Genomic DNA, 12,665 nt, shown 5'->3' on the forward strand with positions numbered 1-12,665 from the left:
GCTACAGCAGCGCGTCGAAGCCGAGGACGCGCCACCGAATCAGCACCATCGTCCCGACGACGACTAGCTGGAAGGCCCCCTGAACGCCGCCCAGTTTCGCGTTCCGCATGCCGATGTCCGCGATGAGTTCTTCGTCCGGGTTCTCCGAGGTCATCTCCCTGTACATCCTGACTTCGCCGGGCATCAGCACGCCGAAGCCGAGAACGTTCAGGACCGCGACGACAGCGAGTGCGACGACGAAGACCGGCTCGGTCCACGCGAAGTCCGGCAGCGTGGCGGCGAGGTACGCGCCGCTCCCGAGGGCGACGACGCCGAACCAGGCCTGCCAGCGCCAGTCGTCGAAGGCGTCGAACTGCCAGCCGACGAGCACGAGCGTCGGAACGAGGGAGACGGCGGTGAAGATGGCGAGCCAGACCTGTGCGTGCGAGAACAGGCCGTTCATGCGGAGCGCGAGCGTGATGCCGCCGGCGATGGTGACCCCCGCCAGCGACGGCAGCAGGAACGCGGTCTTCGGGGTGAGCTGCCGGAAGAACTTCGCCCGGTCCTCGACCGCGAGGCCGCCGACTGCGGGGCCGAGCGCGGCCGCCATGAACACGTCGATGCCCGTCCACAGCACGCCCGTCATCACGTGGACGTACGTGTGGAGTTGCTGGCCGCCGACCGTCGCCGCGTAGGCGAGCGCCGCGACCGGCACCAGCACGACGCCGACCGCGAACGCGGGGTTCGCGCGCCGCGCGAGGCCGGCGATAGTGCCGCGAACGGTTTCGGTCCCTGTACTCCGGGGCGTCGTCTGGCCGTCGTGGTGACCGACAGCGTCCTCCGCTTCTGACACACCCCCGACGTTTCAGTGGCGTGTACTAATCGTTGTCGTGGCAGGCGGTGTTGCCACCGCCTCCTCGGGTCAGTAGCTGTACACGTCCACGGTGACGCCGTCCGCGTCGGCCAGCGTGGCCGTGTCGCCACCGCCGTTCCAGACGTAGCCCTGGTCCCAGTTGTAGGTGTAGTCGACCGACGGCGTCGCGTCGTCCGGCGTCTCGTTCGTCGTGACTGCGACCGTCTCTCCGGCCGCGAGGGTGGTCGCAGGGAACGTGAACGTCTTGTCCGCCTCGTCGGAGAGCGTCCAGTCGGTCACATCGACGCTTTCCGCGCCAGTGTTCTCGACGACGACGTACTCGCTGCCGTCGTCGAGTTCGGTGATTTCGACGCTCGCCGTCGACCCGCCGTCGGGCGTGAACGCCGTGAACAGGTCGGCCGGGCCGGGGAAGTTCGTCGTCGCGGGCAGCGACTCGTCGCCGCCGATGTTGTTCGTCGCGTCCGTGACCGCGTTCCCGGTGAAGCCGACGCTCGTCCCGAGGTCGGCGGTGAGGTTGTCGAAGTTCGAGAGCGCGTCGGTGTCCTCGGCCGTGCCGACGAGTACGACTGCGCCGCCGGCGGCCGCGAAGTCCGCGACTGCGCTCCGCTCGTCGGCCGTGAAGGCGTCGACGGGGGTGGTGACGACGAGCGCGCTCGCTGCAGGCTCACCGTCGTCGTCGAGCAGGGCCGGACCCTCGTCGTCGGTGAGATTCACGGTCCCCTCCAGAGCGATGCTGTCGGCGGCGTCCGTCGACTGCCCCTCCAGGTAGCGCTGGAAGTACGCCACGTCCTCCGCGGACAGCGCGAAGTCGCTGTTGAACTGGCCGTGACCGCCGTCGAACAGCACCGGCCCCTCGATGCCGCCGTCGGCGAGGTAGTCGACGACGTTCGTGACAAACGGGTACACCTGCTGGCCGTCGTTCGTCGGCCCGTCGCCCGCCTCGGCCGGCTCGTAGCCCTCGTCGACGAGCGGACCGCCCACCGCGGCGACGCCCGCCGACTCGTCGACGGCCACGAGCGGGTCGCCGCCCTCTGACGCGACGACTGTCTCGCCGCCCTCGACGGCGACCGGACTCGGGAAGAACAGCGACTCCACCGGGTCGTCGCCGGACTCCGGGATATTCGCGGGGTCCGAGATTTCCCAGATACCGCTCCCGGCGGCCTGCGCGGCGTCCTCGGCGTCCCAGTAGTCGTCGTGGGCGTCGAAGCCCGAAGAGTAGACGCGCGCCCAGCCGTCTGCGACCGCTTCGCGGTTGTAGACGTCCCCGTTCGGGAGTTCGAGGAAGCCCAGCAGCCGACCGAAGTTCCCGCGCGTCGGCTCGTTCTCGTCGAAGGACAGCGTCACCGTCTCGCCACCGAGGTGGTTCTCGGCGTACGTCGTCGCTTCGTCGCCCTTCGCTTTCAGTGCAGCCTCGTCGGTGATGCCTTCGTACTCCGCGATGCGTTCGTCGGTCGACCCCGTCTCCGGGGTGTCGATGCCGACGATGCGGACGGTGTCCGTCTGACCGTTCGAGAACTGGACGTCGACCGTGTCGCCGTCGGCGACGCTCACGACGTCGACCTCGTACTCCTCGGAGGGGTCGAGGTCGATTCCGAGGCCCTCGCGGTTCTCGAAGTACGCGGCGAAGTCGTCGGTGTTGAAGTTCGACGTCGCCGGAACGAAGGGCGCACCGGTGTTGTTCTCGTTGTCGACGATCTGGGCGTCGTTGAAGCGGAACGACGCCGACAGGGCGGCCGCAATCTCGTTCGAGTTGCCCGGTGCGTCGAAGTCGTTGTAATCGGACTGCTCGTGGAGGAAGACGACACCGCCGTCGTCGACGAACGACGAGACGGCGTCCAGTTCCGTGTCCGTGAACGCCTCGCTGGGCGTCGTGACGACGAACGCGTCGGCGTCGTCGGTGCTGCTCGGGACGCTCTCGGTGGCCTCGTAGGTGTAGCCGTTGGATTCGGCGTAGCTGGCGAACGCCTGGAAGTCGTCCCCGCCGTTCGGGGAGCGGGTGTAGAACTGGCCGTGGCCTTCGTCGTGGCGCACCGTCCCGCTGCCACCGAGCAGGTCGTCGTAGACGTTCAGGAGGAACTCCTCGTTACCGTAGTCCCCGAACTGCGTGGTTGTCGGGACGAACGGCCCGGTGATACCGACCACGTCCCCGTCGACTGCCGCCACCGGGATGTCGGCGTCGTCGGGATAGGAGACGGCGTCACCGTTGCCGTCGCTGTCCTGGATGGCTGCCGTCGGCTCGGCCCAGATGGCGACCGTGTCGTCGTCGGTGAGCGGCTGCTGGTTCGCGTCCAGCAGGCTCGACACCGAGTCGAGCTGGACGGCCGGAATCGGGTCTTCGACCGGGTCGTCCGGCGGTGCTTCCGGGTCTTCGCCGCCGTTCGGCGGTTCGTCGCTGGCGTGCAGGGTGATGGTGGGGTTGTACGTGTCGGTGTCGACGTTCCCGGTGTCCACGAAGAAACCGAGGTCGAGGCTGCCGCCGATGCCGACCTCCGCGGCGTTCGCGGCGTTCAGCGGCGTGCCGGTCTCGCCCCGATAGACGTAGAGGTCGTCGCCGGCGAACGCGGCCGACGAGAGCTCCGCCCAGACGTAGACCGGCTGAGTGCCCTGGTTGCCGACGCGCAGCGTGCGGTCGAACTCGTAGGTGGCACCTTCGGTCAGGCCCGCCTGAGCGTCGCCCAGCGCGACAGCCACACGGTCGCCGCCGCCGTCGACGTACTCACCGTTGGGGCCCGCTGCGGGCTCCAGAGAGAGCAGGCCCGCCGCGTCGTCAGACACGGTCACGGCGACCTGGCGGTCCGCGGAGGCGTTCGAGAACGCGCCGGAGCTGATTGCCGCGCCGGCACCGACTGTCGCACCGATTCCGAGCAGGAGTTGTCGTCGTTTCATCGTTAGAGATGTCCCTCGTGGGCAGAGAGCAGCCATCCGGGGTCGACGGGGGTTCCAGGCCGCCGACCCAGCGGATACGTGGCGCTCGCTCCGGCCCGACAAAAACCCCGGCGATGTTTCACGCCGAAATCGCCCGCCTGCGCCGGTTCAGGCAGTCCTTTCGGCCGGCTCAGCTACCGAGAACAATATAGGGCTCGCGGTGTCTCCCGAGTCCCCGAGGGCACAGAACCGTGGCAGACGGCGTGGGTCTGGGTCAGACGAACGTCGCGCCGTCGCCGACCTCGGTCGGGTAGGCGGTCGCGTCGACGCCGGCGTCCTCGAAGCCGTCGACGAGCGCGGCCGCGACCTGTTTTCGGTCCGCGCGCCGGCAGACCGCGAGCACGCCCGGGCCGGAGCCACTGACTGTGACGCCCGTCGCACCCGCGGCGCGGGCGGCGTCGCAGGCCGCGTCGTAGCCGTCGACGAGCGCCGCGCGGGCAGGCGTGACGAGGTGCTCTTCGACGCCGCGCCCGACCTGCTCGGGGTCGCCCCGGCACATGCCGAGCGTGAGGGTCGCGGCGGACCCGACCGTGTCCACGAGGTCCGCCATCGCGGCCGATTCGGGCACGACGCCGCGGGCGTCACGCGTGGAGACGACAATGTCCGGCAGGCAGACGGCCAGCGCGAGGTCGGCGTCGACGCACTCGACGCCGTCCTCGCGCACGATGGTGAACCCGCCGAGGATGGCGGGCGCGACGTTGTCGGCGTGGGCATCCCCAGAGACGGCGGCCTCGCCCTCGGCTGCCACCCGGACGAGTGCCTCGTCGGTCAGGTCGCGGTCGTAGAGGTCGGCGAGCGCCACCGTCGCCGCGGCGGCGCTGGCGGCCGACGACCCGAGCCCCGAGGACGGCCGGACGCCCTTGTCGATGTGGATGTGGGCGGGCGCGTCGAGTTCCCGGGCGACGACGCCGGCGGTGTTCTTTCCGGGGTCCTCCGGGATGTACTGAGCGCCAGCGCCCGTCACGTCGATGGTGGTCTCGTCGGCGCGCTCGACGCGCACGACGTCGGCGGGCCGGTCGAGCGCGACGCCGAAGACGTCGAACCCGCTGCCGAGATTCGCGCTCGTGGCGGGTGCGCGCACCGAAATCATGGCGCACTCTCTCTCGGGGCCGGTCAAAAGGGTAGCGGACGACGCAACTACGTGTCGAACTCGAAGCGCGCGCCGCCCGCGTCGTCGTCGACGAGGTCGACTGTCCACCCGTGGTTGTCCGCGATCTCCGCGACGATGGACAGCCCGAACCCGGTGCCGTCGGCGCTGGTCGTGTAGCCCGACTCGAACACGGTCTCGCGGTCGGTGTCCGGGACGCCCGGGCCGTCGTCGGAGACGTAGAAGCCGTCCGCGGTCGCGCCAATTCGGACGGTGACTCCGGAGCCGCCGTCGTCGGGCGGCTCCCCTGTCGTCTCCACCTCGGGGTTCGAACCGTGTTCGACAGCGTTCCGAAAGAGGTTCTCCAGGAGGCGAATCAGTGCGGTCTCGTTGGCAGTAACCGTCGTGTCCTCCTCGACGTCTAGGGTGGCGTCGACGTCGCTGGCCGCCACGAACTCCCAGGCGGTGTGGGCGGCCGCTGCCAGCGACACCGGTTCGGCGTCCGGTGCCGTCTCGCCCTCGCGGGCGAGCGTGAGGAGGTCGTCGATGATGTCCTCCATGCGGTCGAGTGCGCCGTCGACCTCCTGGAAGTGCTGCTCGTCGCCCGACTCCCGGCCGAGCTGCAGGTGGCCGCGTGCGACGTTCAGCGGATTCCGGAGGTCGTGGCTGGCGACGCTCGCGAACTCCGCGAGGCGCTGCTCGCGGCGCTCGCGTTCGGTGACGTCCCGAACGACGAGGACGTGGCCGGCGGTCGCGCCGTCCCGGTCGACGGGCGTGACGGACACCGACAGCGCTCGCGTGCCGTCGCAGCCGTCGTGTGCGACGGTGTGGTCGCCGGGCTGTCGCCAGTACGGCTCCTCGAAGACGTGGCCGAGCGCGTCGGCGGCGGGCGTGCCGATGTCTGCGCCCGCGAACGCGCGGCCCGCGGGGTTGGCGGCGACGATGCGTTCGCGGCTGTCCACCACGAACACGGGGTCGTCGAGTTCGGCGACCGCGGTCTCCCAGGCCACCGGTTCGAGCGTGAACAGGTCGCTGCTCACGACGCTGTACGCGACGACAGTGCCCGTCGCGACGAATCCGAGCGCGGGGAGGTTGAGCGCGGGGATGGGGCTGATTCCCGTGATGTAGACGACGCCGGCGACCGCGGGGACGAGGGAGCCAGCGAGCAGTGCCATCGCCTGCCGGCGGTAGACGCCCTGTGTGAACCAGACGCGTTCGGCGAGCATCGCCGTGGCGACGAACACGAGGGCGTACACGTACACGATGAACACGTCGAACAGCGGGCCACCGGCCGTGTCGAACAGGACGTACCCGTCGACGGTCACTTGCGTCGTGGCCGTCCAGAAGAGCGTCGTCGCGGGATAGCTCGCGACGAACGCCACGAAGAACGCGGGCGGTACTGCGAGCGCGCCCCACGCCCATCGCGGAACGATGTCGTCGTAGCCGACGTACGCCGTCACGTACGCGAGCCACAGCACGGGGACGGTGGCGGTCCCGGCGTACTGCAGTCTCCCGAAGAACAGCTGCGCCTCGTAGCCGGTGACGGTGAGTTCGGCGGCGTAGGTGAGCGTCCAGAACCCGGTCGCGAGGAACAGCGGGACGGCGAGCCAGGTCGAGCGCATGCCGGGGTCGGTGCGGCGGCTCACCCAGGCTGCGGTGACGAGGAACGCCACGCCTGCGGCTGCGAGCGGCGGCGTGTACGGCGTCACCTGGAGTGCCATAAATTCCGGTGAGCGCCCACCGCGGATAGAGGTAACGGCCAGCGACCGTAACGCTAACCCGGTCCGGTGTCGGACGATTCGACATGATTGCCATCGTCGGCGGCGGCATCGCGGGGCTGGCGGCCGCGCGACGCCTGCAGGCCCGCGGCGTGGACGCCCGGGTGTTCGAGGCGTCCGACCAGGTCGGCGGGCTCGCGGCGACCCACGAGACGGCTGGCGACCCCATCGAGGCGTTCTACCACCACCTCTCCGCGTCCGAGGAGACCATCGTGGAGGTCATCGAGGAACTCGGACTGGGCGACGACCTGCACTGGCCCATCGGGAAGAACGCCTACTACGTGGACGGCACGGTCCACCCGATGGACAAGCCCTGGGAGATTCTGGCGTTCCCGTACCTTTCGACGTACGACACGTTCCGGCTGGCGATGCTCACGCAGACAGTCGACGTGCGGGGCGGCGTCCCGAGGTTCGACTCCTACGACAACATCGAGGACTACGAGGACGTGGGCGTCGAGGAGTTCATCGTCGACCACACGACGCGGGGCGTCTACGAGCAGTTCTTCGAGCCGCTGCTGGAGGCGAAGTTCGGGAGCCGGATGGACGACGTGAGCGCGGCGTGGCTGCTCGGGCGCGTCAAGTTCCGGGGGGAGCGCGACCTGCTGCGCGGGGAGCCGCTGGGCTACCTCGACGGCGGCTTCGGCCGCCTGCTGGACGCGCTCGTCGAGGACGTGGGCCGCGAGCACATCGAGACCGGGACGCGCGTGACGGGCATCGAGCGCGACGAGACCGGGAGCGTCGAGACTGTGACCGTCGACCGCGGGACGGACGCAGGCCCGGAGTCCGTCGACGCGGACGGCGTGGTGGTCGCGGCGATGCCGAACGTCCTCGAAGCCCTCACCGGCTACGAGTGCGACATCACCTTCCAGGGGACGGTCTGCTCCATCGTCTCGATGGACGAGCCGCTGACGGACACGTACTGGCTGAACATCGCCGACGAGGCACCGTTCGGCGCGCTCATCGAGCACACGAACTTCATCGGCCCGGAGCAGTACGGCGGCGAACACCTGCTGTACGTCCCGAAGTACGTCCAGAGCCGCGAGGACGAGGTCTGGCAGATGAGCGACGACGAGGTCCGCGACCACTGGCTGTCCGGCATCGGGGACCTCTTCCCCGGGTTCGACCGCGACGCCGTGAACTGGGTGGAGACGATGCGGAACCCCCGGACCGCGCCCGTCTACGAGCGCGGCTACCTCGACATGGTGGTGCCCTACGACCTCGCGAGCGAGGGCCACGAGGGCGTCTACTACGCGGGCATGGCGAGCCGCGCCCAGTACCCCGAGCGGTCGCTGAACGGCGGCATCGTCGCCGGCTACGAGGCCGCCGACCGGATTCTGGACGGCGCGTAGTCTCGCCCGGTCGACTTCGCGTGCGGCGAACTCACACTGGTCTTTTTTGTCGCCGCTGCCGTTCACCGCCGTATGGTCCGACGCAGCCCCGACGACGGTCGCCTCTCCGAGACGTGGCGGGACGCCCTGCTCGGCGGCGTCGCGTCGATGCCCGTGACGGCCGCGCTCTACTGGCTGTCCGGTGGCGGCCGCGAGTTCCCACTGAACGCCGTCGCGGTCGCCGGACTCGTCGCCGGGTACCTGGCCGCCGGTCGCGCTGCCGACACGGACGCCGTCGGCCTGCGTGCCGGCGTCGTCGGCGGCCTCCCTGCGGTCGCGTGGCTGCTCGCGACGATTCTCGGGGGCGCGACGGCGCTGTCCGGGCCCGCCTGGTTCGAGGTCGCTGGTCTCGCGTTCGCCGTCGGAGCCACCAGCACGGTCGCAGCGCTCGTGCTCGCGCTCGCCGCAGTTGTCGGTGTCCTCGGCGCGAGAGTCGGCGGCTGGGTTGCGGCCCGACGCGGCCGGCGAGTCGGCCACGCCGGGTGAGCGTCGGTTCCGCGGGGTGCGCCGGCTACCGGTCTGCGGCGAGCGCGTGGTGGTAGTCGAGCGTGCGGTACGCCACGTACAGAATCGCGTTCAGGACGCCCGCGTAGACGAACACCTGTCCGAGGCGGGCGAACGCGCGGCCGAACACGCCGAGTTCGGTGGCACCGTACAGGAAGAACGCTGCGACGACGCCCCACACGAGGAGGATGGCGGCGATGCGGGCACCGTCTTCGACGTACATCCCGACGCTGTCGGGGGAGGGCGGTCGACTCACGCCACGTGGTCTCGTTTTCGGCCGTGTAAATCTACTGGGCGTTCCGGCGAGCGGTTCGGCGTTCCGAAGCCCTTACCCGCGCGCTGACTAACTGGTCAGTCAATGAACGGGGGAGACGACGACGGCAAGCCGGAGGCGCACGGCGCTGTCATGGACGGCGTCTACGACGCGCTCGTCGCCGACGGGTTCGCCGACCTCACGATGCAGGATATCGCCGACGAAGCGGGCGTCTCGAAGAGCCTGCTGCACTACCACTACGACACCAAACAGGACCTCCTCGTGGCGTTCCTCGACCACCTCATCGAGCGCGGGAAGGCCCGGGCCGCCGAACACGAGGACGAGCCCGCGCCCGAACACCTCCGGAAGTTCGTCGGGGGCGCGCTCGTCGACAACGACGACGAGGACTGGGCGTTTGCCACCGCGCTGCTGGAACTCCAGGCGCAAGCACCCTACGACGCCGCCTACCGCGACCAGCTCGCGCGCAACGAGGCGTTCATGCGCGACCACGTCGCCGACATCGTCCGCGACGGCGTCGACGCCGGCGAGTTCCGGGACGTCGACCCGGACGCCGTCGCCCGGCTCGTGCTCGCGGCCGTCGATGGTGCCCGCGTCGACCGCGTCGTCGTCGACGACGACACGCCCGAGGTGGTCCACGACGCTCTCCTCGACCACGTCCTCGCCGACCTCGAAACCGACGAACCCGGCGCGCCCGAGCGCCGGGACGGACCGGGGGTCGAGCAATGAGCCAGCGGGACGTCGACCTCACCGGCGGCGGCCTCCTGAAGCCGCTGCTCGTGCTGTCGCTGCCCATCGTCGCCAGCCAGCTGATGCAGGTCGCGTACAACCTCGCGGACACCTTCTGGGTTGGCCAGCTCGGACAGGCACCCGTGAGCGCGCTGTCGTACTCGTGGCCCATCGTCTTCCTCGTCATCAGCGTCGCCGGCGGCTTCTCCGTGGCGGGAACCACGCTCGTCGCCCAGAACAAGGGGGCGGGCAACGACGACCGCGTGAACCACGTCGCCGGCCAGACCATCGCGTTCGTCGTGCTCACGTCGGCCGTCCTGTCGGTCGTCGGGTGGCTGCTCGCGCCGCTGCTCGTCGAACTCATCGGTGCCGCGCCCGGCTCCCGGGAGTACGTCCTCGCCGTCGAGTACACGCGCACCATCCTGCTGGGCGTGTTCTTCGTGTTCGGCTTCTTCATGTTCCAGGCGCTGCTGCGGGGCTGGGGCGACACCACGACGCCGATGTACCTGATGCTGTTCGGCGTCGTGTTGAACGTCGTCGCCGACCCGTTCCTCGTGCTCGGCTTCCATGACAACCTCGTCTTCGAGGTGCTGGGTCTCCAGGGGCTCCAGAACAGCCTCTACGCCGCCACGGGCTTCGCCGGGTTCGGCGTCCAGGGGGCCGCCATCGCCACCGTCGCCTCCCGGGGTGTGGCTGCGCTCGTCGGGATGGCGCTGCTGTTCTCCGGCCGGCTCGGCATCCAGCTCACGGTCGACGACCTCCGGCTGAAGCTCGCGACGGTCCGGAAAATCGTGCGCATCGGGCTGCCCGCGAGCATCGACCAGTCCACGCGCGCGCTCGGCATCACCGTCCTCACCGCCATCGTCGCCATCGCGGGCGACGACGCTGTCGCCGCGTTCGGCATCGGGAACCGCCTGAACTCGCTGGTCTTCCTGCCCGCCATCGGCCTCGCGCAGGGGACGGCGACCGTCGTCGGCCAGAATCTCGGCGCGGACCAGGCCGAACGCGCCGAGCGCGCGGTCTACTACGCGGCCGGCCTCATCGCCGTCGTGCTCGCCGGTGTCGCTGCCGTCGCGTTCACGTTTGCTGAACCCATCGTCGCCGTCTTCATCCCCGGGGAACCGGACGTCATCGCCATCGGCGCGCAGTACCTCTACATCGTCGCGCCCTCCTTCCTCTTCCTCGGCGTCTACCGCGTCACGGCGTCGGCGTTCCGCGGCAGCGGCAACACCCGCACCGCGATGGTGTTCACCATCCTCTCCCTGTGGGTGTTCCGCGTGCCGCCCGCGTACATCCTCCTGACGTACTTCGACATGGGCGCGGCGGGCGTCTTCTGGGCGACCGCGCTGTCGAACGTCGCCACCGCCGTCGTCGCGCTCGCGTGGTTCACCCGCGGCACCTGGAAGGAGCGCGTCGTAGACGATGACGACCCGGGAGCGGGGCCCGGCCCCGCAGCCGGCATCGAGGACCCGGAGGCCGCGGGAGCGGACGGCGAGGTGACGGACGACTGAGGAACTAAGCCCACGGGGTGCCTATCGGAGAGCATGGCAGTGGAACTGCGGCCGGGCGTCTGGCAGGTCGCGCTCCGGGGCGTCAACGCCTACCTCGTCGAGGACGACGCGGGCCTCGCGCTCGTCGACACCGGACTGCCGTGGCAGGCCGACAGCGTCCGCCGAGCCCTCGAAGTCGCGGGGTTCTCGATGCGCGACGTCGAGCGCGTGCTGCTCACGCACTACGACGTCGACCACGTCGGCGGCCTCCGGTCCCTGCTGTCCTCGGCGGGCGACGTCGAGGTGTGCTGTGGCGCGGGCGACGCCGAACTCGTCGTCGGCAACCGGAAGCCGCCGCTGTCGGTTCCGAAGGGCGTCAGCCAGCGGCTCGCGGGCCTCCTGACGCCGAGCGTCCACACGCCGGTGCGCGCGCTCGGCGACGGGGACGAGGTCGGTGGCTTCGAGGTGGTTGCGACGCCGGGCCACACGCCGGGCCACGTCGCCTACTACCACGAGGGGCTGGACGCCGCGTTCCTCGGGGATCTGGTGCGAGCAGACGACGGCGAACTGGAACTGTCGCCGTGGCTGCTGTCCAGTGACACGAGCCAGCTTCCGGGGAGCGTCCGGCGCGTGCTCAACCGCGCGCCGGCGTTCGCGGCGGCCTGCGTCGGGCACGGCGACCCGATTCGGTCCGGCGGCCGGGCGGCGCTCGCCCGCGTCGTTCAGTAACTCCCTGTCAGCGCGTCGACGCCGCGGTCAGTCGGTGAACGGGCTGTCCTCGGGGTCGACCTCGCTGGGCTCCTCGACACCGCCGCGCTCGACGCTGCCGTCGTCGGTCTCGACGTAGACGTCGTCCTCGTAGCCCCCGGCCGCGTTCTCGAACGCCGCGTCGTCCAGCTTCTCGGGCGTCGCCGGCGCGTCCGGGATGCCGTCGACCGGCCGGAACTCCCCCAGCGGGTCGTCGACGCTGACGCCGTGCCCGTCGAAGAACCCGGCGTAGCGGTCGTAGTGGTCGCCGAGTTCGTCGCCCGGGAACTCCATCATCTCCGCCCAGCCGTGGTTGTAGAAGTCGAAGTTCGCTACGATGTGGGTCATCTCGCGGGCCTCCGCCTCGGGATAGCCGGCCTGCAGCGCGGCGAGGTACATGTCCATCGTCGCGTCGAAGAAGCCGTCGAGGTGGTCGCGGCGCTCCTCGCGGCGCGCCTCGGGCGCTTTGTCGAGGAAGATACCGGTGTGGAGGTCGACGAGCTTGTCGTTGACCACGTCGCGCAACCCCGGGACTTCGAGGGCCTTCTTCGACGCGAAGTGGCGGACGTTCTGGCGGAGCTTCATACCCGCCGCTAGGGGGCGTGTCCTCAAGAACGTCCCGACACCGACACCGACACTCGCCGCCGGCCGATGGCCGCCGGAGCCGCGCGTACGCAGTCGTTACCTGACGTACCCGAGGTCGGGCTCCTCGTCGCCGCCCCCGGTGAACGGCACGCGCGTCACTTCCTTGAGGTAGGTGACACACACGAACCCCGGCCGCCCGGCGGGCCGGACGACCGGGTCGGCGTCTTCGGGGCACGGGAGGCTGTCGCCGGGGCGGACGAGTTCGGAGACGAGGCGGTAATCCTGTGGCATCGGTTGACTGCCGGCCC

General features: G+C 70.2%; 12 protein-coding genes. 5 read left to right on the forward strand and 7 right to left on the reverse strand.

The window, feature by feature from the left end; genetic code table 11:
- Position 1 precedes the first annotated feature (1 nt).
- From BMW35_RS12425 to BMW35_RS12440, 4 genes are all read right to left on the reverse strand, one after another.
- Positions 2-748 carry a hypothetical protein gene (locus BMW35_RS12425; RefSeq protein ID WP_089670425.1) on the reverse strand — a complete coding sequence of 249 codons (747 nt, stop codon included), beginning with the start codon at positions 746-748 and terminating at the stop codon, positions 2-4.
- A 153-nt stretch (positions 749-901) separates the two neighbouring features.
- Complete coding sequence (locus BMW35_RS12430) at positions 902-3,739, reverse strand: lamin tail domain-containing protein (RefSeq protein WP_089669838.1); 2,838 nt, start codon at positions 3,737-3,739, stop codon at positions 902-904.
- Positions 3,740-3,992: 253 nt separating this feature from the next.
- Positions 3,993-4,868 (reverse strand): homoserine kinase, encoded by an 876-nt coding sequence (locus BMW35_RS12435; RefSeq protein ID WP_089669840.1) that lies wholly within the window; start codon positions 4,866-4,868, stop codon positions 3,993-3,995.
- A gap of 47 nt (positions 4,869-4,915) precedes the next feature.
- Positions 4,916-6,586 carry a sensor histidine kinase gene (locus BMW35_RS12440; RefSeq protein WP_089669842.1) on the reverse strand — a complete coding sequence of 557 codons (1,671 nt, stop codon included), beginning with the start codon at positions 6,584-6,586 and terminating at the stop codon, positions 4,916-4,918.
- A gap of 83 nt (positions 6,587-6,669) precedes the next feature.
- Between BMW35_RS12440 and BMW35_RS12445 the strand changes: the two genes are divergently transcribed.
- Positions 6,670-7,992, forward strand: a complete 1,323-nt coding sequence (locus tag BMW35_RS12445; RefSeq protein ID WP_089669844.1) for an NAD(P)/FAD-dependent oxidoreductase — start codon at positions 6,670-6,672, stop codon at positions 7,990-7,992.
- A 72-nt stretch (positions 7,993-8,064) separates the two neighbouring features.
- A complete protein-coding gene (locus BMW35_RS12450; protein WP_089669846.1) occupies positions 8,065-8,517 on the forward strand; it encodes a DUF5518 domain-containing protein in 453 nt (150 codons plus the stop codon).
- 25 nt (positions 8,518-8,542) lie between these two features.
- Here the strand turns inward: BMW35_RS12450 and BMW35_RS12455 are convergent, their stop codons facing one another.
- Positions 8,543-8,791 carry a hypothetical protein gene (locus BMW35_RS12455; protein ID WP_218138606.1) on the reverse strand — a complete coding sequence of 83 codons (249 nt, stop codon included), beginning with the start codon at positions 8,789-8,791 and terminating at the stop codon, positions 8,543-8,545.
- Between the two features lie 102 nt (positions 8,792-8,893).
- On the opposite strand from BMW35_RS12455, the gene BMW35_RS12460 reads away from it, so the two are divergent.
- Genes BMW35_RS12460 through BMW35_RS12470 form a run of 3 tightly spaced genes read left to right on the forward strand, consistent with a single transcriptional unit; the run spans position 8,894 to position 11,754 of the window.
- Positions 8,894-9,535, forward strand: a complete 642-nt coding sequence (locus BMW35_RS12460) for a TetR/AcrR family transcriptional regulator (RefSeq protein WP_089669850.1) — start codon at positions 8,894-8,896, stop codon at positions 9,533-9,535.
- On the forward strand, positions 9,532-11,046 hold the full coding sequence (locus BMW35_RS12465; RefSeq protein WP_089669852.1) for an MATE family efflux transporter: 1,515 nt from the start codon (positions 9,532-9,534) through the stop codon (positions 11,044-11,046). Before BMW35_RS12460 ends, BMW35_RS12465 begins: the two co-directional genes overlap by 4 nt.
- 33 nt (positions 11,047-11,079) lie before the next feature.
- A complete protein-coding gene (locus BMW35_RS12470; protein ID WP_089669855.1) occupies positions 11,080-11,754 on the forward strand; it encodes an MBL fold metallo-hydrolase in 675 nt (224 codons plus the stop codon).
- 27 nt (positions 11,755-11,781) lie between these two features.
- Here the strand turns inward: BMW35_RS12470 and BMW35_RS12475 are convergent, their stop codons facing one another.
- Positions 11,782-12,357, reverse strand: a complete 576-nt coding sequence (locus BMW35_RS12475; RefSeq protein WP_089669857.1) for a DUF6149 family protein — start codon at positions 12,355-12,357, stop codon at positions 11,782-11,784.
- A gap of 96 nt (positions 12,358-12,453) precedes the next feature.
- Positions 12,454-12,648: a hypothetical protein gene (locus BMW35_RS12480; RefSeq protein ID WP_089669859.1), complete on the reverse strand. Its 195-nt coding sequence runs from the start codon at positions 12,646-12,648 to the stop codon at positions 12,454-12,456.
- Positions 12,649-12,665: the final 17 nt, after the last annotated feature.

It is taken from the genome of Halobacterium jilantaiense, assembly GCF_900110535.1.
Lineage (GTDB): Archaea > Halobacteriota > Halobacteria > Halobacteriales > Halobacteriaceae > Halobacterium > Halobacterium jilantaiense.